The 26803-nt window shown below is 68.5% G+C and carries 11 protein-coding genes; 8 read left to right on the plus strand and 3 right to left on the minus strand.

The window, feature by feature from the left end; translation table 11 throughout:
* Positions 1 to 115: 115 nt before the first annotated feature.
* Positions 116 to 829, minus strand: coding sequence for a hypothetical protein (locus FHX32_RS20045; protein ID WP_208418901.1), 714 nt, complete (start codon positions 827 to 829; stop codon positions 116 to 118).
* A 387-nt stretch (positions 830 to 1216) separates the two neighbouring features.
* Between FHX32_RS20045 and FHX32_RS20050 the strand changes: the two genes are divergently transcribed.
* Complete coding sequence (locus FHX32_RS20050; RefSeq protein WP_167185171.1) at positions 1217 to 2197, plus strand: HNH endonuclease; 981 nt, start codon at positions 1217 to 1219, stop codon at positions 2195 to 2197.
* A 47-nt stretch (positions 2198 to 2244) separates the two neighbouring features.
* On the opposite strand, the gene FHX32_RS20055 is transcribed toward FHX32_RS20050, so the two are convergent.
* On the minus strand, positions 2245 to 3345 hold the full coding sequence (locus FHX32_RS20055; RefSeq protein WP_167185174.1) for a DNA cytosine methyltransferase: 1101 nt from the start codon (positions 3343 to 3345) through the stop codon (positions 2245 to 2247).
* 373 nt (positions 3346 to 3718) lie between these two features.
* Between FHX32_RS20055 and FHX32_RS20060 the strand changes: the two genes are divergently transcribed.
* The 3 genes from FHX32_RS20060 to FHX32_RS20070 are packed head-to-tail and all read left to right on the plus strand — an operon-like array spanning position 3719 to position 10089.
* Positions 3719 to 5278 carry a sigma-70 family RNA polymerase sigma factor gene (locus FHX32_RS20060; RefSeq protein ID WP_167185177.1) on the plus strand — a complete coding sequence of 520 codons (1560 nt, stop codon included), beginning with the start codon at positions 3719 to 3721 and terminating at the stop codon, positions 5276 to 5278.
* Positions 5275 to 8337 carry a helicase C-terminal domain-containing protein gene (locus tag FHX32_RS20065; RefSeq protein ID WP_167185180.1) on the plus strand — a complete coding sequence of 1021 codons (3063 nt, stop codon included), beginning with the start codon at positions 5275 to 5277 and terminating at the stop codon, positions 8335 to 8337. Before FHX32_RS20060 ends, FHX32_RS20065 begins: the two co-directional genes overlap by 4 nt.
* Positions 8338 to 8349: 12 nt before the next feature.
* Positions 8350 to 10089 carry a hypothetical protein gene (locus tag FHX32_RS20070; protein ID WP_167185183.1) on the plus strand — a complete coding sequence of 580 codons (1740 nt, stop codon included), beginning with the start codon at positions 8350 to 8352 and terminating at the stop codon, positions 10087 to 10089.
* Here the strand turns inward: FHX32_RS20070 and FHX32_RS20075 are convergent.
* Positions 10082 to 10513, minus strand: a complete 432-nt coding sequence (locus tag FHX32_RS20075) for a very short patch repair endonuclease (RefSeq protein WP_109900082.1) — start codon at positions 10511 to 10513, stop codon at positions 10082 to 10084. The genes FHX32_RS20070 and FHX32_RS20075 overlap by 8 nt on opposite strands.
* Positions 10514 to 10616: 103 nt before the next feature.
* Between FHX32_RS20075 and FHX32_RS20080 the strand changes: the two genes are divergently transcribed.
* Genes FHX32_RS20080 through FHX32_RS20095 form a run of 4 tightly spaced genes read left to right on the plus strand, consistent with a single transcriptional unit; the run spans position 10617 to position 26735 of the window.
* Complete coding sequence (locus FHX32_RS20080) at positions 10617 to 13514, plus strand: SNF2-related protein (protein WP_486481201.1); 2898 nt, start codon at positions 10617 to 10619, stop codon at positions 13512 to 13514.
* Positions 13511 to 18247: a class I SAM-dependent DNA methyltransferase gene (locus FHX32_RS20085; RefSeq protein ID WP_167185187.1), complete on the plus strand. Its 4737-nt coding sequence runs from the start codon at positions 13511 to 13513 to the stop codon at positions 18245 to 18247. Before FHX32_RS20080 ends, FHX32_RS20085 begins: the two co-directional genes overlap by 4 nt.
* The gene (locus tag FHX32_RS20090) at positions 18244 to 24597 is read left to right on the plus strand and encodes a DEAD/DEAH box helicase (protein WP_167185189.1); all 6354 of its coding nucleotides are present in this window, start codon (positions 18244 to 18246) and stop codon (positions 24595 to 24597) included. The genes FHX32_RS20085 and FHX32_RS20090 overlap by 4 nt, the downstream gene beginning before the upstream one ends.
* Complete coding sequence (locus tag FHX32_RS20095; RefSeq protein WP_167185192.1) at positions 24597 to 26735, plus strand: UvrD-helicase domain-containing protein; 2139 nt, start codon at positions 24597 to 24599, stop codon at positions 26733 to 26735. The genes FHX32_RS20090 and FHX32_RS20095 overlap by 1 nt, the downstream gene beginning before the upstream one ends.
* Positions 26736 to 26803: the final 68 nt, after the last annotated feature.

Genomic DNA, 26803 nt, shown 5'->3' on the forward strand with positions numbered 1-26803 from the left:
ACACTCATTGCGCTCGGCGAGTTCCGGTTCCCGTTCGTGCTCGCCTGCCGCACCGACGCCTACGTCGCAGCGGTGGAGCTAGTCGGGCCGCCAGTCCGCACTGCCGCCGTGGTCCTCAGCCCTGCTTTCCCGGCTTTTCTTCAGCCTTAGCCGCATAGAGGTCGAATTCTGGAACATTGGTCCAGGTCACGGCCTCGCCGAGCTCAGCAGCGCTCAACAGCGCCAGGTGCTTCCCACACTCGGTATAAACCCTTGCGCAGGTGATAGCTCCGTGCAGCGTGAGGGAGTGCTTGCCGCCCGCCGCAGGGCGCAGCACGGTACTTGCCGCAGGTGTGTCCTTGAGGGGTCCTGGCCAGAACTCTGTCCGCCAGCCGCTGGCGAGGCCGTGGGAGAGGCAGTGCCGCACCTGCATCCAGCCTTCCGACTGAACGACTGCCTGTTCCCAGGTCAGTTCTGCCTCGTGCCACCAGCTAGTGCCCACCGGCGGATCCCAGATGGACAAGCTAAAACCGTTCCCGAGGTTTGCCTTTAGCGCCGGCAGCTCCTTCGCGAGTGCATTGGAGAGATCCTTAACCGTGGGGTTGTTCATGTTTCCGATGCGCTTGGCGATCTGACCAAAGCTCTGACCTCGTAGAGCGAGGACCACGGCGAGGAAGTCCTCGGCAAACCCCTCGAAGGCGGACGTAACGCCGAGCGTGATGGCTGGAGCGAGGGCTGCCGCGTTCCCTGGGTTGCCTTTCGTCCGGGGATGCAGCTTGATCAATCGAAAAGGCACTTCGAGCGACCGGGCGAACCGATCGACCGAGGTTTGTAGCGTCGCAGGTAGCACGGCGTCTCCGAGGTCTCGACTCTGGAACATGGGTTCGGCCCGACCGAAATGGGGGTGACCCGTCTTGACGGACAGCGTGATTGAGGTGTCAGGCCACCCTACGGGCACGGTGTGGAGGGTGGCATCGTAGGCATCTAGACGATGTGAATGCACCCGCGGCATCGATGATCGGCGTAGGCCCTGCAGAACTTGCCGCTCGCGGGCCCGACGGGTGCGAGCGCTTGGGGCGGCGTGCTGATCCGACACCACTGGTGCCGGCCAGCTCGCGGCATCAGAGCACCGCAAGCGGTCGCGCCAAGGAGGCACGCGGCCAAAACGGACGCAGATCCGATTCGTGCGCTGATGATCTACGCTGAGGGCTGTTGACTCGCTCGCGTGGGAGGGTGGATGCCTACGGCGGCGGACTATCTCGCGATCAGCCCGTCGGCGGCCCGTGCGCAATGGCGCTCGATCCTCGTGCGTCCGTGGGCGGTCGAAGGAGGCCGGCAGGTCGCCTTCACCCCGGTGGAGACGCTGCTGTGCTTGGCCGCGAGCCTACTGGTCAACCATCGCCGCTACGGCGGGTCAACGGCGCACCGTGCCGAGGAGCCGGTCCCCAGCTTGGCCCGGCTGTTCAGACGCCCAAACAGCAGCATCCTGGCGAAGATGGCCAATCTCGACGGTAGCCGCCGCAACGGCGCCCGACACGAGGTGGAGGTCGCCGCCCGTCTGCTGGGCGGTCAGGACGAGCTGGCGACCGTGTATCGGATCATCGTGCGGGCGGCCCGCGACGCCGGCGTCACGGCGGACGACCTGCCCGACTTCCTGTACCTGGAACACGACGACGCGCCGCTGATCCTGCTGGGCCAGGACGAGCTGAGTACCAACGACATTGTCGACGCCGTCCAGACGGAGCACCCTGACGTCACCGACCAGTTGACCGAGCTGCTCCTGATCGCCGCAGCGCGTGTCGGTCAGCACCGCTTCGCCCGCGACGTACTGCGCAATCACGGCCACCGCTGCGTGTTCTGCGGCCTTGCCGTGACCGTCGATGACCGACGGGCCCCGCGGATGCTCGTCGCTTCTCATATCAAGCCCTGGCGCGAGAGCAACCCCCATGAACGCCTCGACGTCGCCAACGGCCTCACTGCCTGCCCAACTCACGACGTCGCCTTCGACACCGGTCTGCTCACCGTCAACGGCGGGCTGCGCATCCACATCCACACCGACCTGCATCGCAGGGTCCACGCCGACCCAGCCCTACACGCCGCGTTCGGCCGGCCACCCCTGGCCGAACGGCTCCTCCTGCCCGCCGACGCTCTGCCACCCCAGCGCGCCTACCTCGACTGGCACCGAACCCACGTGTACCGCGAGACGCGGGCGACTTGAGCGCCGTTGTTGTGTAAACCACCGCGCGAGCATCGGCGCAATCGGTCTCAGAGCGACGCAGGCACGGTCGTACTCGGCGGAGCCTTCCGTACAGCGCCCTTGACCGCTCTCACGTGCTCGACAATGGCATCTCCCACTGCCGAGGCGAGTCGGGGTGGTACTGCGTTGCCGATGAGCCGGCCGAGTGGCGCGAACTGTACTGGCTCCCCCGGCGCGACGAACTCGTAGTCCGGCGGGAAGCTCTGCAGATTCGCGGCTTCGCGGAGGGTGATGGCCCGGTCCTGCTCGGGGTGCCCGAACCGTCCCGCCCCGAAGTTGTACGCCAAGGTGGTGATCGTCGGGGACGGCTCGTCCCAGACCATGCGGGCGTAGACGTTGCGGAAGGTGGCCCCCGACGCCTTGCGGTGGCAGGGGGCCCGCAGTTCCTCGGGCCACTCCTCCCAGGTGCCGCCCGGTTTGGACCGCTTGATGCGTTCGAGGTTGAGCTCGTTCAGTGTCCGGCTCTTGTGGAGACGATCGTCGGGGTTGGTCTCTCCATTGCCCACGGGGGGAAGGGTGCCGATGGCTTGGCGGACGGTGGCGTAGTCGGCGGGCGCGATCGCACCTTTGGGCACAGCGATGTCGCCGAGCAGGGAGGCGACGAGGACCATTCGTCGGCGGTGTTGTGGCACTCCGTAGGCCGGGCAGTAGCACGAGTCGAAGTCGACCCAGTACCCGAGTTTCCGCAGGCGCGCGACGAAGTCTGCAAAGATCGATGTGCTGCCGATGCGAGGAACGTTCTCCATCGTGACGATCTCGGGCAGCGTGCCTTCGACCAGCCGGCGGACCTCGTCGACGAGGGGCCACTGGGCCTCCTGCGAAGTGTCGACACCGCGGCGGTACGACGAGAACGGCTGGCATGGTGCGCATCCGGCGAGGACGCGGACGGCTTTGGTGGGCCACATGGCGGCCAGCTCGTCAACGGTGATGTCGCGGACGTCGCGCCGATGGAACGGTGCCCGGATGTTGGTGCGGTACGGGTAGTCGCAAGTGCGGTCGAGATCGACGCCCGCGGCGACGTGGATGCCGGCGTCCTGCAACCCGTGGGAGAGCCCGCCGACGCCGCAGAAGAGGTCGACGGCGGAGATCGTGACGGGTCGGGCGGCCATGCTGGGACTGTAGTGAATCAACGGTCGTCGACGCTGCCCGAGGCTCGGCCTGCGTGGGCCGCGTCGCATCAACGATCGGCCAGCTGCCCTTTCCCGGATCATGGCGCCCTCGATGGCGCGGACGCGCCTGTAGTGACGAGGAGAACTTCGCGGGTGTCCCCACCTGCAGATTGCCGTTGCCAGGGTGGAAACGGGCCGGGGACGTGGCCGGTGATACGCAGACGGCATGGTCGAACATTTGTTCCAATGGCGAGTTCTGTCGGACTTGGTCCCTAGGATGGGGCCTCCCAGCAACGAGGAGGCGGTCATGGCGTCGTCGGCACGATCGTTGGCGCCGCGTTCGGCAGGTTCGACGCGCGTCACCGGCGCCCTGGTGAATGAGCTGCGTACGATCCTCGACCGTCGCGGCGACCGTCAGACCCAGTCCCTCGTCGCCGACTTCGTCGCCCGCCACCGCCTGTCCCACCGCGACGTCAACGCGCTGCTGGTCGCCCTGACGCAGCACGATGTCACCGCCGCCCCTGAGACTTTCGTGGCGGCCGCAAAGGCCGACGGGACTGACGACGATTTCGCGGACGAGCCCGTCGCCGCCGTGCTCGGCCCCATCGGGGCACCGGGGACTGGCGAGTCGTACAGCACGGCGGAGTCGGCCGAGACGAACGCGCCGGACGACGACCTCGCGTGGATGTTCGGGGAGGAGGAGCCGGAGATTCCGGCACCGCGGGCCGCCGACGACCTCGTGGGCCGCGCGCTCGACGACCTTCTTGGCGACTGGGCCCGTACGGGAGGGCAGCTCACCCGGGCCGAGGTGGCAGTGTTGGCCACGAAGCGCAGGCTCTCCCCCGCCCAGCACGGCGAACTCCTGGACCTCTTGGAACAGGCTGGGGTCGACCTGCCCGACCCCGCTGACGTACGACCGAGGCGAGCCGCACCCAAGGGCTACGAGTTCCACGGAGACTCGGTCGGTCAGTACCTGCGCGCGATCTGCCGGTATCCGCTGATCGATGCCTCGCGGGAGGTCGAGCTGTGGTCGTTGATCTCGGATGGCGTCGCCGCCCAGGAGGAACTGGACGCGGCCGGCGACGGCCGGCTGGCACGGACCGTCCGGCGGAGCCTGCAGACCCGGGCCGTTGCTGGGCGACGCGCGCACGCCGAGCTGGTCTGCGCGAACCTGCGGCTCGTGGTCTCGATTGCCAAGGCCCGGCACTACGAGTTCAGCGGTGTCGAGTTCGCTGACCGGATCCAGGACGGCAACCTGGGCCTGATGCGCGCGGCGGACAAGTTCGACGGGTCGAAGGGCTTCAAGTTTTCCACCTACGCGACGTGGTGGATCAAGCAGTCGATCGAGAGGGGCATCGGCGACCGGGGCAGGCTGATCCGGGTTCCCGTTCACGTCCACGACCAGCTGCAGAAGGTGAGAAGGGCGGTCTCGAAGCTCACCGCGCAGCTCGACAGGGAGCCCTCCTTGGCCGAGATCTCCGATATGACCGGAATGGAGCCGGGAAAGGTGCAGTGGGCGCTCGATCTCATGCAGCCGGTTCGCAGCCTCGACGCGCTTCTTGGAGACGACGGAGATCTTCGCCTGTCGGACGTCCTGGCACGCGAAGAGGAGCGCGACGGGCGTACCGACCCGGCGGAGATCGTCCTTCACGCGCGGTTCCACGCGGACATGGCGCGGACGCTCAGGACCCTCCTGCCGGAGCGCGCGGTCCGCATCGTCGAACGCAGGTTCGGCCTCGGCACGGGCGAGGAGGAGACGTTGGAGGACATCGCTGTCGACTACGGCGTCACCCGCGAGCGCATCCGGCAAATCCAGAGCAAGTCACTGGCGAAGCTCCGGGAGAGCGGAGAGGCAGCTGGGCTGTGGTCGTACCTGGGCGACAATCGGAAGGCCGGCTGGTCCGGTGGTTCCGTGGGGAGGACGGCGTCATGAGCGGTAACGGGGTCCAGTCGCAGGAGCAGGCGTGCGAGGCGTTCGTCGCCTGGCTCGACCGTCGGGTGGTGGCGGCGGGCCGCGGCGACGGGCTGGAGCGCTTGGAGGTGGCGCCGTCGGGGACGTTCTGGCTGGGCCGGCTCGCCTGCGAGGACGAGGTTCTCAAGGGTGCGGCCGACGAGCGGTCGGAGCGGTTGGATCCCTGCGCGATCGGCATCCGGCTGCGGCCGGCGTCGGCACCGCCGTGGTCGATGACGGTGACCGTACGGTCCCGGGCATGGGTGAAGGATTCGAAGGACGGGCCGGACCCGGACCGGCGCTGGTGGCGCAGCGGCCTTGTCGAGGAGGTCGTGTCGGTGCTGATCGACGCCAAGGGCGGAGCGTTCGGCGCCAAGCAGCTCGAGGAGGCGTTCGCGGCGGCGGGTGCGCCGGGCCTGTCGGCCGAGGTCCGGGTCGACGTCGAGGACTGGCACCGGGAGACCGAGCTGGTGGTGCAGTTGGTCAACACCAGTCCGGAGAAGGCGCCGGGGCTGACCGACCCGCACCTGTACGAGACCCAACTCGAGGTCTCGGGCCTTCCGACCGTGCCGTTCCAGTTGGAGGCCCTGCCGGACAGCTTCCGCTACGACCGTGAGGTGCTGGCGTACGGGGTGAACGTCGGTGTGGAGGTGCTGCCATCTGGAGCGTTCCGCACGTCGGACACGGTGTCGGTTCAGACCTACCGGCCCCAGTACTGGAACGGCGCGTACCAGGAGCCGGATCTGTCGTTCCGGACCCTGGCGAACGACCCGCTGCCCGAGCTCGCCAAGCTGGTTGACGCGCTCGCCGCGTACGACGGCACGCACTGGTCGCCGTCGGCCCTCGACGCGAGGCAGGCGGCCGAGGGATGGACGCCGATGATGCGCGCCGAGGCGGACCGGGAAGCGACGAAGGTGTTCGCCGAGCTGGACCGCCTGCGGAACGGTCTGAAGCTGCTGCAGACCCGCCCGGAGATTCTGCGGGCGTTCCAGCTCATGAACAAGGCGATCGCTCGCAGCGCCGAGGGACGCGGATACACCGCGTGGCGGCCGTTCCAGGTCGGCTTCCTGCTGTCGAGCGTCCGGTTCCTCGCCGAGCCCGACGACGAGGCGCGCTACGTCGACACGGTGTGGTTCGCCACCGGTGGCGGCAAGACGGAGACATACCTCGGGCTGCTGCTGACCGCGGCGTTCTTCGACCGACTCACGGGCAAGACCATGGGCGTCACGGCGTGGTCCCGGTTCCCGCTACGGCTGCTGAGCCTGCAGCAGACCCAGCGCTTCGCCGACGCCCTCGCCGGTGCCGAGTTGGTGCGCAACGAGGAGGGCATCAAAGGCAGCCCGTTCAGCCTGGGCTTTCTCGTAGGCAGGGCCGGCACGCCCAACAAGATCGTGCCCAAGACGGACGGCGACGACGTCACCCCGGACAGTCCGGGAATGCCGGACAAGTATCAGGTGCTGCTTCACTGCCCGTTCTGCCGGGACGAGAAACTCCAGATGCGGTTCGATCGCGAGCGGTGGAAGCTCGAACACCGCTGCACGAATGCGGCCTGTCCCTGGAAGGGGCAGGCGCTGCCGATGTACGTCGTCGACCAGGAAGTCTTCCGGTTCCTGCCGACGGTGGTGGTCGGCACGCTGGACAAGGCGGCCTCGATCGGTCTGCAGCAGGCGATGCGCGGTCTCGTCGGCCCGCCGCAGAAGGTGTGCCCCGTGCCCTGGCACGGCTTCACCTATGCCGAGCGGTCGACGACGCCGAACGGCTGCCTGGTGCCGAACTGTCAGGGTGGGAAGGCTCTCAAGCCGCTGCCGATGGATCCGAAGCGGTTCGGGCCGTCGCTGCGGCTGCAGGACGAGCTGCACCTGTTGCGCGACAGCCTCGGCGCGGTGGACTCGCATTACGAGAGCCTCCTGGACCACCTGCAGCGCGAGCTGTGCGGCACGAGGGCGAAGATCGTAGCGAGCAGCGCGACGCTGACCGGGTACGACCGGCAGGTCGACGTCCTCTACCAGCGCGAGGGGCGAGTGTTCCCGCAGCCGGGTCCCCGGGCGGGCGAGTCGTTCTGGACGTCGCCGACCACGGAACCGCTGCGCCGGTTCGTGGCCGTCGCGCCGCGGGGCGTGACGTTGGAGCACGTCAGCGACCGCACCCTCGACGCCTTGCAGCGCTGCGTGCGGGAACTCGTGAACGACCCGGCGACGGTGTGCGCAGAAGCCGGCGTCGACCCGAAGCACGCGGCCCTGCTCATCAGCCTCTACGGAACGGACGTCGTCTACGGAACGACGCTGTATGACGTGGAGGCCGCGGGACGTAGCCTTGGCAGCAACAACACCGTCGAGGGCATCAACATCGAGCAGCTCACGGGCCAGACCGAGTTCGACGATGTCCGGGAGATCCTCGATCGGCTGGAGAAGCCGGAGCAAGACTTCGCCGAGCGTATCCACGTCGTCGCCGCCAGCTCGATGCTCTCGCACGGCGTCGACGTCAACCGGCTCAACACCATGGTGATGCTCGGCCTGCCGCTGACGACCGCGGAGTTCATCCAGACCACCGCCCGGGTGGGCCGCAAGTACCCCGGCCTGGTGTACGTCCTGCACAAGATCGGCCGGGAGCGGGACGCGCAGACGTTCCGACAGTTCGAGCAGTACGTGCGCCAGGGCGACCGATTCGTCGACCCGATCCCGATCACACGCCGCAGCCGGCGGGTCCTGGATCTCACGATCGCCGGGGTCGTCGGCGCGCGGACGTTGATGATCCGCGAACCGGCGAGCAAGCAGCGGCTGAGCACGCCGGCGAAGCTACGTGACTATGCGCGCAGCGCCGGCATGACTCCTGCTGAGGAGGCCGCGGCCGTCGCGACGGTCCTGGGGCTCGACGGACCCGAGGACTCGGTACACCGCGAGCAGATCGCCGAGTGGGTGCAGGCCTGGTTCGCCGACCTCGAAGATCCCGCCATCAAGGCCACGTTCGTCAGCGAACTCGGCCCCCGTTCCCCGATGACGAGCCTGCGCGACGTCGAGGCCAGCGCTCCCATCCACGACTGACAGGCGGACGACATGACGATCCTGGGATCCCGTAGCGGCAGTCAGATCCTGCGTACGTTCCTGCCCGACCAGACGGTCGACCTGCGGGGCGCCGTCTACCGGGTCGCCGAATGGTCGGCACCGAGCCCCATCGAGGTCGATACCGACCTCGTGCGCAGGCACCTGCTGCGGGAGGTCGGAGCGTGGATCGCGCACGACACCGACGGCGGCATGGGCGACGACCTGCTGCGCAACGCACCCGTCGAGGTCGTCGAACTTGACGAGCGGCGCGGAGTCACAGTCGAGCGGTACCCCCAGGTCTGGCTGTGCGGGGCCTGCAAGCGCATCGGAAAGTCCATCGAGCGACGGTGCACGTGCGGGCAGCGCAAGTGGGGCCAACTGCACTTCGTCGGCATCCACGACTGCGGCGCGATCATCACACCGTGGATCCGGCGGTGCGCCACGCACGACGACGTCAAGGTCGTCATCCCGAAAAGCGCCAAGGCCGCCGACATCACCTTCGTCTGCCCTGTCTGCAACACCCTCACGATGCAGGGTCTCGGCTTCAACCGACCCTGTGCCTGCGGCAACGGCTCCATCCGCTGGAACGTGCACAAGGCCCGCGCGGTCTACACGCCGCGGGGCATGGTGCTGATCAACCCGCCGCGGCCGGAGCACCGTGAGGCCCTCAAGCTCGCTGGTGGCGCCCGCAAGGCGCTTATCTGGGTTGTCGAAGGCCTGACCGCAACGGGGCCCGGGGACGTGACCGCGAAGCAGACGAGGGAGGAGTTCCTCAAGAAGTTGATCGCCGGCGGCATCGACCCGACGTTCGCCGAGACGATGGCGGACATGGCCGAAAAGGGCGGACAACTCGCCAAGCCCGGCGACCACCCCATCGACCGCCTGTCGGCACAGCGGCGCGAGGAGGCGGAGCGAGAGGCTGTCGACATCGCGATGGCGCTCGCGGAAAGCCGGACGCCGACGACAGCGCTCCGCAGCGCCACGCCGGGCGACGCGCTCGACGTGCGATACCGGAACAGCTACCCGGCCGCGCTCGCCCGAGCGGGGATCGACGGCCTGGACCTCGTCGACCGGTTCCCGGTGCTCAACGCGATGTACGGCTACACCCGCGGTGAGGACGACCCGACGAAGTGCCGGCTGGTGCCGTTCCGACGCAAAAAGGGCGGCTACCGGCTGTACGGCAACCTGGCCGAGACCGAGGCGTTCCTGGTGCGCCTGGATCCGGTGCGCGTCGCGACCTGGCTGGCGGGGCGGGGTCACCAACTGCCGGGCTGGACTGCCGGAGACAAGGACCCGGTGGCGGCGCGGGTCGCGGTCCTACAGTCGGCGCTGGTGCCTACCAAACGCGACAGCCCATCGACGGACACGGCAGGCACCGACGTGCTCAAGCTGGTGCATACCTACGCGCACCGGTTCATCCGGCAAGCGGCGGTGTTCTCGGGCATCGAACGGGACGCGTTGAGCGAATACCTCGTGCCTGGGCATCTGGGATTCTTCGTCTACGCCGCCGCCCGCGGCGACTTCGTCCTCGGCGGCATGCAGGCGGTCTTCGAGTCGAACCTCGACGACCTGCTGAACGCGTTCGTGGACGCGGAGCACCGCTGTCCGTTGGACCCGGGATGCAGCCGCGGCAGTGGGGCGTGCAGCGCGTGCGTGCACCTGGGCGAGCCGTCGTGCCGGTTCTTCAACCGGTTCCTGGACCGCAAGGTGCTGTTCGGCGCTGGCGGTTACCTCCGCATGCAAGTCAGGTGATGGATCGGACCCGCCGCGCCCACTCGGCCTCGACGCGATCGGCGGCGGCGTCAGGGGCCTCGTGCTCCCAGACATGCAACACGGTCCAGCCCAGTTCGGCGAGGGCGGCGTCCTTGGCGCGGTCACGGACGACGTTGCGCTCGAGCTTCGCGAGCCACCACTCCCGGTTGTTGCGGGGCAGGGTGCTGTGCTCGGGGCAGCGGTGCCAGAAGCAACCGTCGACGAAGACGGCGACCCTCGCCCGGGTGAACGCCACGTCGGGGCGGCCAGGCAGCCCCGGGGGGTTGACCCGGAACCGCAGCCCGCGGCGGTGCAGTTCACGACGCAGCGCCAGCTCCGGCTTGGTGGAGGCCCTTGGCATCCGCCCGAACCGGGCCGACGTTGCGGCGTCCAGCGGTGCTGGCAGGGTGGACTTTCGGTCCATGGCTACAACCAATCCGGGGAAGTCACGAAAGATCATCCGAAGCTAGGCTACGACCGGCGGCACCATAACTTGCAGTAACGTTTCGAAGACGGAGAATGCGCCTGTGACGGCAACCAAGCCCGACGCCCGTGAGGCGCTCGCGCCAGGGTCGGTGGTCGTGATCCGCGACGAGGAGTGGCTCGTCCTCGCGACCGAGGAAACCGCGGACGGCACCGTTGTGCACGTCCAAGGCCTCGGCGAACTGGTCCGCGACACGAGCGCATCGTTCTACACCCGTCTCGACCAGGTGAAGCCGCTGGACCCGGCGAAGGCCGAGGTCGTGGCCGACAGCAGCCCGCGATACCGCACGGCACGGCTATGGCTGGAATCGACGATCCGCAAGACCGCTGTTCCCGTTGGCGAACGCTCGCTGTCCGTGGCGACGCGGGGCCTGGCTGACGCGCTGAGCTACCAGCAGTCGGCGGTACGCAAGGCGCTCGACCCCGAGAACTTGCGGCCCCGGATCCTGCTCGCCGACGCGGTCGGTCTCGGCAAGACGCTCGAGATCGGCATGATCCTCGCGGAGCTGGTTCGCCGTGGCCGCGGCGACCGGATCCTGATCGTGACGCCGCGGCATGTGCTGGAGCAGATGCAGCACGAGCTCTGGACGCGGTTCGCGCTGCCGTTCGTCCGGCTCGACTCGGCCGGCATCCAGCGGGTGCGGCAGAAGCTGCCGGCCACCCGCAACCCGTTCACCTACTACAAGCGCGCGATCATCTCGATCGACACGCTCAAGTCCGACCGGTACGTCGCGAGCCTTCGCAAGCAGCGCTGGGACGCTGTCGTCATCGACGAGTCGCACAACCTGGCGAACGCCACGACGATGAACAACCGGTTGGCGCGGCTGCTGGCACGTAACACCGAGGCGCTGGTCCTCGCCTCGGCGACTCCGCACAACGGCCGGGCGGAGTCGTTCGCCGAGCTGATCCGGTTGCTGGACCCGTCGGCCGTCAAGCCGGACGGCGCGCTCGTGCCGGACGAGGTGCGGCGGCTGGTGGTGCGCCGGCATCGACACAGTCCGGAGGTCGCGCAGGTCGTCGGTGCCGACTGGGCGGAACGGCAGGAACCGAACAACGTACTCGTGCCGGCGACGCATGCCGAGAACGCCGTCGCCGAGGAACTGGAGCAGACGTGGCTCTGGCCCGGCAGGGGCGGCAGCCCCTACTCCGGGCAGAACGCCTCACTCTTCCCCTGGACCCTCGCCAAGGCGTTCCTCTCCTCCCCCGCCGCCCTGAGGGAGACGATCGACGCACGACTGAACCGGCTCGGCAAGGACGAAAAGGGCGATCCGGAGCGGCAGGCACGCGAACGCCATGCGCTGGAACGACTCGCCGCGCTCAACGAGAAGACGCTGCAGCAGCCCTCGGCCAAGTACACCCGGCTCGTGGCGCATCTGAAGGACTGCGGCGTCGGCCGCGGCTCTCCCGCCCGAGTGGTCGTGTTCGCCGAGCGCCTGGAGACTCTGCGCTGGCTGCACCGCAACCTGCCGAAGGACGTCGGCCTGCCTGCCGAGGCGGTGCAGATTATGCACGGCGGGCTGGCCGACGACGAGCAGCAGCGCATCGTGGAGGCCTTCAAGCAGGAGCAGGCCCCGGTGCGCGTGCTCGTCACCGGTGACGTGGCCTCCGAGGGCGTCAACCTGCACGCGCAGTGCCACGAGCTGGTGCACTACGACATTCCGTGGAGCCTCATCCGCATCGAGCAGCGCAACGGCCGTATCGACCGGTACGGGCAGAAGCACCCGCCGCGGGTGACGGCACTGCTGCTGGACCCGACGAGCCAGCGCTTCGCCGGGGACGTACGGATCCTGGCGAAGCTGGTGGAGAAGGAGGACGAGGCGCACAGCGCGCTCGGCGATGTCGCCTCGCTGATGGGGCGCTACGACGTCAAGGGCGAGGAGGACGAGATCCGCGACGTCCTCGCCGGCAAGAAGCAACTCGATGACGTGGTACGCCCAGTCGCGGCGGTCGCAGCCGGCAACGACGTGGCGGCCATGTTCGCCCAGCTCTTCGACGCGCTGAGCGAGCAGCCCGCCGCCGAGCCGGCCAAGGATCGGCCGGAAGGTGGCCTCGACCTCGACTCGGGCCTCTACGACGACGACGTCTCGTACCTGGAAGACGCGTTGCAGGAGGCGTTCATCGACCCGACTGCCCCGGTGAGCCGTGGTGGTGTGGGCTGGCGGCGCGACAAGGCCTTCGGCACGGTCGAGCTGAGTCCGCCCCCGGACCTGGTGCAGCGGCTAGAGGTGCTGCCGCAGACCTACCTCGCCGAGCGCAAGGTCACCGAACGGCTGGTGCTCGCCACGACCCAGGCACGCGGGAAGGACCGGCTGGCCGCCGCGCGGCGCGAAGACAAGATCTCCTGGCCGGACGCCCACTACCTGAGCCCGCTGCACCCCGTGCTGGACTGGGCGGCAGACCGGGCACTGGCGGCGCTGGGCCGCAACGAGGTCTTCGCCGTACGCGGCACCGTCGACGCTCCGACAGTGCTGCTGCTGGGCACGCTGACCAACCGGCGCGGCCAGGTCGTCTCCACCGCCTGGCTGACCGCGGAGTTTCCGACACCCGAGAATCCGTCCTTCACGCTGATCTCCCCACACGAGTCGGCTCGGGCTGCCCTGCGCGCGCTCGGCTGGGACACCGCACGAAACAACCCGACGCCGGTCGCCGACGTGGAGGCACTGAGCCAGCTGGTGGCTCCTGCCGTGCACGAGGCGGAGCGCCACCTGCTCAATGTCTTCAAGGCGGCGGAGCGGGACGCGGCGCAGCGGGTTGAGGACTGGACGCGGCGGCTGGACCTCTGGGACGCCGACGCCGATGTGCTCATCCAGCGCAGCGATCTCAAGCAGCGCAGGACGAGTGTGGAGCAGGAGCGGGCGCTGGTGCAGGCGATGGCACCCGACCGGCAGCTCGTACGGCCGCTGCTGATGGTCGTGCCGGACACGGAAGGTGGCAAGTGGTGAGCGGGTCTGACGCGATCGCCGTCGGTGAGGGCTGGATCTCGGAGCACTACTTCACCACCGAGGCGAAGGGCGAGTCGTTCGGCGCGGAGGTCAAGAAGCGCCGGGACGAGTGGGACGCCGAGGCGAAGGCGGGCCGGGAGACGCCGCGGTCGCGGTTCATCGACGCCCGGCAGAAGCTCGAGGCCGAGCTGGCGACGCTGGCCGAACTGCTCGACCCGGCCGAGCGCTCCGAGGTCCGCGAGGAACGCAGCATTGACGGCCGCAACCCCGACGACCTTGCCGCCGGGGTGCACGACCAGCTTCTCGATGTGCTCGAGCTGAGGGGGCATGGTCTCGTCCTCGACCAGCAGGGACCGCTGTGGCGGGTGTCGTCGCCTGGCATCACGGATCGGGCGCCGCTGGTCGTCGTCTCCGCACGACCGGTCACCACCGTCGAGGAGCTGATGGCCCGCGATGCGGTGACGCTGCGCGAACCGGTGCAGCTCACCGAGGACGGCGACGAGCTGAAGTCGGCCGCCCGGCTGGTGTCGGCGCTCTTCGTCGCTGACGAGGCCCCGGACCTGGTCCTCGTTTTGGCCGGTCGATGGGCGCTGCTCGCGGAGCGGGAGCGCTGGGCCGAGGGGCGCTACCTCGCCGTCGACGTTCAGCTCGTGTGTGAGCGCAACGACGCGAAGAAAGGCGGTGAGATCGACCGTGCGCTGACCTGCCTCTGCGCCCAGTCGATCGCTCCGGACGCGGACGGCAAGCTGTGGTGGCACGGGATCCTCGACGCCTCCGTCAAGCACACCGTCGGCGTCTCCAAGGATCTGCGCGATGGGGTTCGCCTCTCCATCGAGATCATCGCCAACGAGGTCGTCAACCGCCGTCGCGACCAAGGCCTCGATCCGCTGCCGGCGAGTGAGGCCCAACCGCTGGCGAAGCAGTCACTGCGGTTCCTCTACCGCATCCTGTTCCTCCTGTACGCCGAGGCATCACCCGAGTTGGGGGTGCTGCCGGTGGGCGCGCCGGAGTACGACCAGGGCTACAGCCTGGACCGGCTGCGGGAGCTGGTGCAGGTGGAGCTCGCTACGCCGCGCGCCCAGAACGGCACCCACCTCTACGACTCGCTCGGCGTGCTGTTCCGGCTGGTCGACTCCGGCCACTCCCCGGCCACGACCGTCGTAGAGGACGAAGACAGCGAGGGACCTACGACCGCGCAAGGCTTGACGTTCAACGCGCTGCGCGCCGACCTGTTCCGGCCGGAAGCGACCGCGCACATCGACGCGGTGGGGCTCGGCAACCAGGCGATGCAGAAGGTCCTCACCCACCTGCTGCTCAGCAAGGAGGCACGGGGCAAGGACCGGGGTTTCATCTCGTACGCAGAGCTGGGCATCAACCAGCTCGGCGCGGTCTACGAGGGCCTGATGTCCTACACCGGCTTCTTCGCAGAGACCGACCTCTACGAGGTCGCCAAGAACGGTGACGCGTCCAAGGGCTCGTGGGTGGTGCCGGTCGAGCGGGCGGAGGGGATTTCGGCAGCCGACTTCGTCAAGACCCCGCATCCAGTGACCGGCGAGCCGCAGCCGGTGGTACACCACAAGGGCAGTTTCGTGTTCCGTCTGGCAGGGCGAGAGCGGCAGCAGTCAGCGTCGTACTACACGCCCGAAGTGCTCACCCGCTTCACCGTCGGGCAAGCCCTGGAGGAGCTGCTAGACCAGGACGGGCGGACCACGACGGCGGCCGAGATCCTGGAGCTGACCGTCTGCGAGCCGGCGCTCGGATCGGGCGCGTTCGCCATCGAGGCAGTGCGACAGCTCGCCGAGCAGTACCTGAAGCGCCGCCAGGCCGAGCTGGGCGAGCGCATCGACCCGGACGAGTACCCGCGCCGCCTTCAGGAGGTCAAGGCCTACCTGGCGCTGCACAACGTGTATGGCGTGGACCTGAACGCGACCGCCGTCGAGCTGGCCGAAATCTCTCTCTGGCTCGACACCATGGTCGAGGGTCTGGCCGCCCCGTGGTTCGGCCTGCACCTGCGCCGCGGAAACTCCCTGATCGGCGCCGGCCGGGCCGTCTACCGACGCAGCCAGGTCAGCGACAAGTCCTGGCTGGGTACGATACCCAGGGACGTGCCCCTGACGGCCCTGGTCGAGGACATCGAGGCCGGCCGCGTCGCCTCGGACGGCATCCATCACTTCCTGTTGCCAGCCGAGGGCTGGGGAGCGGCCGCCGATGCCAAAGAGGCCACCGCGCTGGCGCGTGAGGCAGCGAAGCGCCTCAAGGACTGGCGACGCGCGGTGAAGGCCAAGCCGACCAAGCAACAGGTCGACGCCGTGGTCGAGCTGGCCCACCGGGTCGAGGTGCTGTGGCAGATCGCGTATCGTCGGCTCCAGATCGCCCAGCAGGAGATCCGTCGCGCCATCCCGGTGTGGGGCGCCGACGACCTGCCCTCCGGTGGGACAGTGCAGCGGGAGCAGATCGAGCAGGCGCTCGCCGATCCTAATGGCGCCTACCAGCGGTTGCGGCGGGTGATGGACGCCTGGACCGCGCTGTGGTTCTGGCCGCTTACCGCCGAGACCACGACAGTGTATGGCGTACGGGCGGAACCGCCCACGCTGGCGCAATGGATCGCCGCGTTGCAGGCGCTGCTGGGCCGCAGCCCGGAGGTGCGCAAGAAGTCCCTGCCCCGGGAGACGCTGGCCGGCGGCGCAGGCTGGGACGAGCTGAACAGCGCCGAGGAATTGGAACTCACCTTCGCGAACGCACTGCCGGTGGAGTACGCCCTACGGGAGCACCCGTGGTTGGTGGTGTGTGAGCGCATCGCGGGGCAGCAGGGCTTCTTTCACTGGAACCTCGACTTCGCCACCGTTTTCGCCCACGGCGGCTTTGACCTTCAGGTCGGTAATCCACCATGGGTGCGCCCGGACTTTGACGAAAAGGCGGCCCTGGCCGAGTTCGACCCACGGTGGGAGTTGAACGGCAAGCTGTCGCAGTCAACCGAAGCGCGAATGCGCGATGAGACGTTTGCCCTCCCTACTTCCCCAGAGTTCTACGCCGACATGGCCGCCAGCCTAACCACAACTCGGGAGTTCGTGTCGAGTCTGGCGCAGTTCCCGCATCTACAGGGACTGCGGCCTGACCTTTATCGCTGTTTCATGGAGCAAACCTGGCGCCACGCCGCACAGCGCGGCACTATTGGGCTGATCCACCCGGAGACGCATTTCACCGATGAGAAGGCGGGCCTCCTCCGCGAAGCAACTTATCGCCGCCTGCGCCGCCACTGGCAGTTCGCGAACGAGCTACAGCTCTTCGAAATCGACCACCACGTTGCTTATGGAGTCCATGTCTACGGCGCGAACCGAGACAAGGTACGCTTTCTCATGGCGACCTCGCTCTATCACCCTGACACAGCGATGCGGTCGTTTGACCACGATGGTTCCGGGCCGGAGCCTGGACTCAAGGATCCGGATGGCAATTGGGACCTGCGTCCACACCGAAACCGGATCACTACCGTTATCGATCAGACGTTGGCAACCTGGCACTCAATCCTAGAGCGGCCCAAGGTGCCGGTAAGTCAGACCCGTATGGTTTATGCAGTTAACCGCTCCGCCGCCTCGGCGCTCGACAAACTGTCTTCTGCCGAGCGGGTTGATGGGCTGGGACTGCAATTTTCCGGAGGGTGGAATGAGACCACCGACCGGAAGAAGGGCTACATTGAGTTGGAGTGGGGGGCACCGGCATCGTGGGGTGAGGTGATCCTCCAAGGTCCGCACATCTTTGTCTCTACGCCAATATACAAGACGCCGAACGAGACCATGCTGCACAATCTTGACTGGTCGCCTACGGACTTCGAGACGCTACCGCCGGACAACATCCCCGTCACCAGTTTCAAGCCGACGGGTGACAGGCATCGCTATGGACGCGAATACGCGCATCGGAGCAACGAGGAGCAGAATTCGGCGCATGACTTCTACCGAGTCGCATGGCGGAAGATGGCAGCCAATACCGGAGAGCGGACATTGATCACAGCCATCATTCCGCCAGGTGTGGCTCACGTCAATTCGATTTTGAGTGCGGGCTCCCCCGAGATTTCGGTCCAGGATCTCGCTGAAGTGGCCGGGTTTTCGAGCGCCTTGGTCGCCGACTTCTTGATCCGTGCGGCCCCAAGAGGGAACATTTACCAGGGGACATTCGCTCAGCTTCCAGTCGCCCCTTGCCATTCATTGCGCAATGACCTCATTTTGCGCACCCTACGACTGAACTGCGTTGTGGACGCATATGCCGACCTATGGCGAGACTGCTATTCTGCTGCGTTTGTGAATTATGAATGGGCGGGAGGGTTCGAGCACGGGCGCCGCAAGCCACTCGGCGATGTAGGTCCCCAGTGGACTGCTGATACGCCGTTGCGGATCGCCGCCGATCGAAGGCAGGCGCTGGCGGAGATCGACGCGTTGGTGGCGTTGATGCTCGGCGTGACCGCTGACGAACTGTGCGCAATCTACCGGACGCAGTTCGCCGTCCTAAGCGGCTACGACCGGAATGTGTATCACTACGACGTCAATGGGCGGCTGGTCCCGAACTCGGTACTCAGTGTTTGGCGGAAGAGGGGAGACCGGATCACCAAGGACGAGCGGACCACGACCAACCAGGCGGGCAACACCTACACCTATGAGCTGCCGTTCGTGACGCTCGATCGGGAGGCGGACATGCGGCAGGCGTACGCCCACTTCGAGCGGCTGCTGAAGGAGCGTTCGTGAGTGCCCTGCTCCCCACGCTTCAGGCCAGCAGCATCCGGCAGAGCCTGGTCGACTACCTGACGACGACGTTCGGGCTGACCGACGGGGATGCGCGCGACAGCCTGGATCGGTTCCTTTCGGATCCCGAGTCCGGAATGTTCAAGGGCCCGTACGTGCGGCTCCGGCTGCCGTTCCGTCCCGCGGACGAGGGCTGGCGGGACACGCTGGAGTGGTACGAGGGCTTCCCGCCCTACGGCCACCAGGCGGCGGCGTTCGCCCGTCTGGCGTCGTCAGCCGGCGGTGAGCCGCGCCGGCCGGCGCCGACCCTGGTCACGACCGGCACCGGCTCGGGTAAGACCGAGGCGTTCCTGTACCCGATCCTCGACCACGTGCTGCGCGCCCGCCGCCAGGGCGTGGCTGGGACGAAGGCGATGATCCTCTATCCGATGAACGCGCTCGCCAACGACCAGGCGGCGCGAGTGACGAAGCTCCTCACGACCCACGCCGAACTGGCCGACCTCACCGCCGCCCTCTACACCGGCCAATCCGGTCCGACCCGCACTGCCGTCACTTCCGACGGCTTGATCACCGACCGGGGGATCATCCGGGACACGGCGCCGGACATCCTGCTCACCAACTACAAGATGCTCGATCAGCTCCTGCTGCGCGCCGACGACCAGGAGCTGTGGCAGCAGTCGGCGACGAGCCTGCGTTACGTCGTACTCGACGAATTCCACACCTACGACGGCGCGCAAGGCACCGACGTGGCGATGCTTCTGCGCCGCCTCGGGCTGGCACTCAAGAGCCACTGGAGCGACGACGACCCGCAGATCGACGAGGCAGCCCGCAACCGGCCGCTCGGTCTGATCACCCCGGTAGCGACGTCGGCGACTCTCGGCGACAAGGGCGACCCCACGGTGATGCTCGACTTCGCCCACACGGTCTTCGGCGAGCGGTTCGACGCCGACGCGGTCGTCACGGAGACGCGGCTCAGCCTCGACGAGTGGATCGGCGACGCCGCCGAGGTCATCGCCGCCGCCGGCTTCGCCCCTGCAGACATTGGCATGCTCGACGTTGCCGCGGCAGTCGATGCGGTCGGTGCGCTCGGCCACAACCCGACCGGGGAAGAGGTTACTCCCACGGTTCTCGGCCTCCTCTACGGAGTCGAAGCCGATCGGTTCACCGACGCAAGCCCCGAGTTGCTCTTGGCGCTCTGTCGTGCGCATCCCCTCGTCCAGGACCTCGTGCGCACGGCGGAGCAAGCCGTCGCGCTCGACACCCTGATGGGCCGCGTGCTCGGCTACGTCAACGGCAAAAGCTCCCGAGCCGAAGCCCTGCTGTCGTACCTGCTCGCCATGCTTGGCCATGTCCGCGCCGTCGTCGGCCGCGACGCCCTCTCGGTGGACGTCCACCTCTGGGTACGCGAACTCACCCGCATCGACCGCGCCGCCGCCGCGACCACCCGCTTCCGATGGAGCGACGACGGGCCGCCGGTCGCCGGCACCGACGGCGAAGAGGTACGGCCCTCATTCCCTGCGATCTACTGCCGGCACTGCGGCCGCTCCGGCTGGGGCATCGGCCTCGCCCCCGTCGGCCACAGTCTCGCCGCTGAGGACGACGGCATCCGCCGCAACCATGCGACCAGGGAAGGTCGCTTCCGCCCGCTGCTGTACGCCCCCGCCGAAGCCGCCATCCACATCGATGAGGACAAGAAGGTCGAAGGGCTGGTGTGGTTCTCGGTGCGCAACCGGGAACTCCTCGCCGACGTAGCCGACGACGACCGGGACCTGCGGGACGGGTGGGTGCTACCGGTGCTCACCAACGTCGGCACCGACGCCGACGAGCAGAGCCGCAAGGACACCTGCCCGTCCTGCGGGCAGGAAGATGGCATCCGGTTCCTCGGCAGCGCCGTCGCCACCCTGCTGTCGGTGTCGCTCTCGACTCTCTTCGGCTCGCCGGCCCTCGACGCCGCCGAGAAGAAAGCCCTGGTCTTCACCGACTCCGTGCAGGATGCCGCCCACCGGGCAGGCTTCGTGCAGGCCCGCTCACACACCCTCACCCTGCGCTCCGTGCTTCGCGAAGCGGTCGCGGAGGGTGCCCTCACGCTCGACGCGCTCGTAGACGAGGTGATCCAGCAGGCGGGCGACAAACCCTTCGCCCGGTACCGCGTCATCGCCCCCGACTGCGCCGACCGGGAGTCGTTCACGCCCTTCTGGCAGGCGAAGACCCTTCGATCCGTGCCCGCCGCGGTGCGGGCGCGAGTCCGCAAGCGCCTCGCCCTCGACGCCGCGCTGGAGTTCGGGCTCAACTCGCATCTCGGTCGCACCCTCGAACTCACCGGTTCCGTGGCTGTCGCGGTCGAAGCCGGGAAGCCTGAGCGAATGGCCGGAATCGCCCACGCCGCTCTACAGGGCGTCTCCTGGCAGGACAAGCTCGGCTCCCGAGGCCCCGACGACGCCACGCTCGTGCAGTGGGTCCGCGGTGTGCTGGAACGAATGCGGACCCAAGGCGCGATCGACCACCCGTGGTTCGCCCGGTACCGGATGGAAGACGGACGACGCTGGTCGATCTGGGCCGGGCGGCCTCGCAGCGAGGGTATGCCAGCGTTCCCCCGTGGCCGTCCCGCGCCGGCGTACCCGAAGGTCGGCGGTTCGAGCGAACCGGCGCGCGACGGCGGACTCGACCCGGTCACCTCGCCGAAGTCCTGGTACGCCCGCTGGACCTCCCGTGTGCTCGACGTCTCGCCGGTCGACGGCGGACGCCTCGCCCGCGGCCTGTTCGACCGACTCGCCCGCGAAGGCCTGCTCACCACCACGAACAGCGAATCCGGTGCGACCGTCTACGCGATCCCCTCGTCCGGGATCGTCATCGCTCCCACGACGGAAACCGATCTCGCCGAGGGGCGTCACCTACTGACCTGCGACACCTGCCGTGCCGCCACGCCCGGTACCGCCGCCACCGTCGAACAGCTCACCGCCGCGCCCTGCCTGAACGTCCGCTGCGGCGGTCACCTCCGGGCCAGCGAGCTGGCCGACAACTTCTACCGGCGCCTCTACGCCTCCCCGGACATGCGCCGCATCGTCGCCCGGGAGCACACCAGCCTCCTCGACGACGCGACCCGGCTGCACTACGAGGACGGCTTCCGCGATGCCGCCACCAGTCCGCAAGCACCCAACGTGCTCGTCGCCACGCCCACCCTGGAGATGGGCATCGACATCGGCGACCTGTCGGCGGTCTTCCTCGCCTCGCTGCCCCGCACCGTCGCCTCGTACCTCCAGCGCGTCGGTCGCGCCGGTCGCCTCACCGGCAACGCGCTCAACCTCGCCTTCGTCACCGGCCGCGGGGAACACCTGCCCAAGCTCGGCGACCCCCTCTCCGTCATCGACGGCGAAGTGCGGCCACCCGCCACGTATCTGGCGGCGGAGGAGATCCTGCGCCGGCAGTACACGGCGTACCTGGTGGACGGCTTCGCCAGGGACACCAAGCGCCGGCACCCGAGGGCGGCCTCCGGAGCCATCGGATCGAGCGCGCCGGGCACGTTCCTCGGCGACCTCGTGCTGCACGCCGAGCAGAGCGCGGACGAGTATCTGCCCCGGTTCCTCGCAACCTTTTGCGAGCTGCCAGAGGAGGTCGTGTCGGGGCTGCGCGACTGGCTGGGTCCTGCCAACGGCCCGAGGACCAGCGCTTTCGCCGCACACGTGCAGGCGGCCAGCCGCCGCTGGCAGGACACCGTCGAGACGCTGCAACGCCGGCAGAAAGACATCGACGCACTCCTGCCCGAACTCGAGGCGCGCGTTCAGTCCCCGGCTGCGACCGACGACGACAAGCAGGCGCTGCGCTCGGCCAAGGCCACCCGCAAGCTCACCGCAGGTCAGCTCGCCCACCTGCGGAGCATCTACTGGATCAGCGTCCTTGAGGAGTACGGGCTGCTGCCCAATTACACGCTCCTCGATGACACCGTCACCCTCGACGTCGGGCTGTCCTGGACCGACCCGGACAGCGGCACCCACGAGTACGGCAGTGCCCGGTTCGAGCGGGGCTCCGCGCAAGCGCTCAGCGAGTTCGCCCCTGGTGCGACGTTCTATGCCCGCGGCTGGGAGATCGAGATCGACGCGGTCGACCTCGGCCTGGACGGCGCTTCCATCCGCACCTGGGCCTTCTGCCCCCACTGCGGATACGCGGTCGACATCGCGGAGTCCGGCCGGGAGGTGCCAGTCTCGTCCTGCCCACGCTGCGGCAGCACGGGAATCGGCGACACCGGGCAACGCCTCGACGTGGTCGAGCTGACGCGGGTCTCCGCCGAAGTACGGCGCGACGAAGTGACGATCTCCGATCGCAAGGACGAACGCGGACGGGTTGCCTTCCATGTCGTCCCGACCGCCGACATCGATCCAGCCCACATCACCCGCCGCTGGTTCGCCGAGAGCACCGGCCTTGGCTGCACCTACCTACGGACGGTCGACCTGCGCTGGCTCAACATGGGCCCGTCCGGCCATGGTGCGACACGCACCATCGCCGGCGGCGAGCGTCAAGGCACGCTCTTCCGGGTCTGCGCTGGCTGCGGCAAGAAAGACACCGAGTCCGGGCGCAACCGGCCCCACGAACACCGGCCCTGGTGTCCGTACCGCACCTCCCCGAAGGAGACGACCAAGACCGTCGCCCTGGCTCGGACGCTGCGTACCCAGGGTCTGCTGATCCGGCTGCCCCACGCGGTCAGCCTCGGCGACGACTTCGCCCTGCCCAGCCTCTCCGCTGCACTGCTGCTCGGCCTGCGGGAACAAATGGGCGGCCACCCCGACCACATCCGCGTCGAGCACGTCGTCGATCCGACGCTCTCCGACGGCACCGACAACCACGAGGCGCTGCTGCTGCACGACGCGGTTCCCGGCGGCACCGGCTACCTCGCCGAGACTGCCGACCCGGAACGCCTGCGCGATCTGCTGGTCCTCGCGTGGAACCGGGTTCGTGACTGTGAATGCCGCCACGAGGAGCGGCTCGCTTGCCATCGATGCCTGCTACCCTTCACCGCTCCGGGCGCCATCCGGCGGGTTTCGCGAGCGTCGGCAGAGCGGCATCTGCGTACCCTCCTCGGCTTGGCTCCCGACGCGGAGACCGCCGAAGGAACGACCTGGACGGTGACCGAGGTGGCACCTCACGAGGAGCCCGAGTCGCACCTGGAGCGCGCGTCCCACCGGCTGATCGTCGGGCGGTTGCGCAGGAACGGTGCCGCGCTCACGGAGGTACCCGGGCCGAGCGGCAACATCGTGCGCTTCACCCTGCCCGGCGGGCACCGGCAATGGACGCTCACCCCGCAGATGAACGTCGCGGACTCCCGGCCCGACTTCCTGCTCGAGACGAACGACATGAACGTGCCCGCTGTCGCCATCTTCACCGATGGCCGGGCCTACCACGCGACTGCAGCCGTCAACCGGCTCGCGGACGACGCCCGCAAACGCGCGAACCTGCGGGACTCGGGGCTGGTCGTCCTCGGCGTCACCATTCAGGACGTGACCGCGGCCGAGAATGGCGCCGGCTCTGCGCCCGACTGGTACAGCGCCGACTTGGCGGGCAGCCTGATGAACATTCCCCAGTTCCAGGCGCCGCCGGAGGCATACAAGGCGCTCGGCAGGGGGCCTGTCGACTGGCTGCTGGACTGGATCTTCAACCCCAGCCCGGAAGCGGTCCGTGCCGTAGCCCGGGCTGTGCCCATGTTCCTGTCGAAGAAGTCGCAACCCGTCCAGGTCTCCGAGACGGCGGCACTCGAGGAAATCGGTCGCGCGGTCCTTCTCAACGAGCACCTGCCGACCGGCGACCGACGTGTGCACGTGTATCGCGCAGATGCGCTCGCCATCGTCGTCGAGATGCCGCCGACCATGGTCGTACAGGTCGCTGCCGTCCTCGACGACCGCGACGAGGTCCTTGACGATGCTCATGCAAAGGCCTGGCGGGCGTGGCTTCGGTTCTCCAACGCTCTCGCACTGCGCGACTGGCCGACGGTCGTGACGACGACGAGTCTCATCACCGGCCCGTCGGGCAGTGCCTCCACAGACGGCGCATCCGGTCCCGGCCGTCCGATGGGGGCTTGGGCCGACGTCTACGACGCGGCCGCACCCGGTGACGAACGCAACCTCGTTGCGGCCCTCGCCGCCCAAGACGGCCTCACTCCACCCGTGGTCGGCGCCGAAGGCCCCGACGGCATCCCACTCGACCTGTCCTGGCCCAACCTGCAGGTCGTGGTTGCCTTCCCGCACATGCCGCGCCAGGACCGCGCGGACCTCGCCGCCGCGGGTTGGCGGGTCCTCGACCCCTCGCCCGACCTCGTCGCCGCTGCCTTGGCTGACGCCACCCCCGACAAGCACGGAGACCTTTGATGCCGACGATCATCATGGGCAAGCTCGCCAGCAAGATCGACGGCTCCATCCGTGGCAAGGCGATGGCGTTCCTGCAAAAGCTCAGCACCGACGACACGACGCCGGGCCTGCACGTCGAACCGATCAACGACTGCGCCGACCCCCGAGTGCGCACGGGGCGCGTCGACGAATTCTGGCGAGCGGTCATGTTCCGCCTCGACGGCGACGGCGAGACTCACTACGTCATCCACGGCATTTGGCCACACGACGACGCGATCGCGGTGGCCCAGCGCGTACGGCTGAAAGTCAACCCCATCAACGGCCTACCGCAGATCGACGAGATCGCCCCGCCGACGATGGCCTTGCCCGTCACCCCGCCGCCAGCGGTGGCGCCGACCGCGAAGCCGCTGTTTGTTCGCCTCGGTCACAGCCGCATCGACCTCGTCGACACCCTCGGCCTGCCCGACGACGTCGCCGACCAGGCAATGGCCGCTGCCGACGAGGACGCCGTGCTCGACCTCGCCCAACGCCACGAGGGCTGGATCGGCACAATCCTCGTCGACCTCGGCGCAGGTGACACCGTCGAAGCGATCGTCGCGCGCATGCAGCTCGAGAAGACCACCTCGTCCGGCGACGCCGACGCCGACGTCCTGCAGTCCCTCAAGCGGCCCGCCGCCGCACTGCAGTACGCATTCATCGACGACCAGGACGAGCTTCGCCGCGTCATCGAGGAGGGCGACTTCGGCGCGTGGCGGATCTTCCTGCACCCGGAGCAGCGCCGCTACGTCGACCGCAGCTACAACGGCCCGTTCCGCCTTTCCGGCGGGGCGGGCACGGGCAAGACCGTCGTGCTCATCCACCGCGCCCGCGCTCTCGCCCGTCGCAAACCAGACGCCCGCATCGTCCTGACCACCTTCACCACCAACCTCGCCGAGGCCCTCGGCGACGGCCTCACCCATCTCGACCCGCGCGTGCCCCAAGCCAAGGCGCTCGGCCAGCCCGGTGTGTACGTGGCCGGCGTTGACGCCCTCGCCGCCGCCGTGCTGCGCGGCGCCGGCAGCGGCGTCACCGACGCCATACGGGAGGTGCTCGGCGAGGAACGCTCTGCCCCCCTGGCCCGCGCAGGCGGCACACGATGGCGCGAGGTCGTCGAGTCGACCGGCACCACCCTGCCGCACGAGCTCGCCAACGAGACGTTCCTGTCCACCGAGTACGCCCACATCGTGCTGCCCAACAAGATCCACGACGAGGCCGGCTACCTGCGGGTCCGCCGCCCCGGACGCAGCGTCGCACTCGACCGCGCCAAGCGCTCGGCCGTCTGGGCGCTCATCTCCGCGTACCGTGCCCAGAGCCGCATCGACGGCAGCCTCGACTTCACCGAAGCTGCCGTCGTCGCCGCCGCCTACCTGGCGAAGCAGACTGACCGGACCGCCGACCACGTGCTCGTCGACGAAGGCCAAGACCTCTCCCCCACTCACTGGCTGCTGCTGCGCGCCCTCGCCGGCGAACACCCCGACGATCTGTTCATCGCCGAGGACTCCCACCAGCGCATCTACGGCACACGGGTCATTCTTGGCCGGTACGGCGTCGCCATAGTCGGCCGCTCCCAGCGCCTCACCCTCAACTACCGCACCACCGCACAGAACCTCCACTACGCGATGGCAACCCTCGAAGGCGGCGAGTACGTCGACCTCGAGGACGAGCCCGAGGCCACCGGCTACCGCTCGGCCCGCACCGGCCCCGCCCCCATCGTCGAGTCCATCGACTCACTCGCCGGCGAGCTACAGGCCATCGTCGGCCACGTCCGCGCCTGGCTCGATGCCGGAGACGCCCCCGACACCATCGCCGTCCTCGTACAGGACAGGTTCCACCGCGACCGCGTCGTCACCGCACTCACCGAGAACGGCATCCCCGCCCGCGCTGTCGACCGTGACCGACCCCCCGCCGAACGGGTGCCCGTCATGACCATGCATCGAGCCAAGGGCACCGAGTTCTCCAAGGTGGTGCTCGTGGTTGGCAAGCCGTCACCTGCCGAACTGGCCCGCCTCGAGTCGTTGAATCCGGCTGAACGAGCGGACGCGGAGCTGCGGGCCCGGTCGCTGCGATATGTGGCTGCGACCCGGGCGCGCGACGAACTGGTGGTGGTGAGCCGGAGCTGACGGTACGTCGCGCCCAAGCGGGCAGCACCTCCACCACACGGGGAACTTGATCCGCTCTGGTGTCCGAG

Source organism: Micromonospora sp. CNZ280 (genome assembly GCF_011759515.1).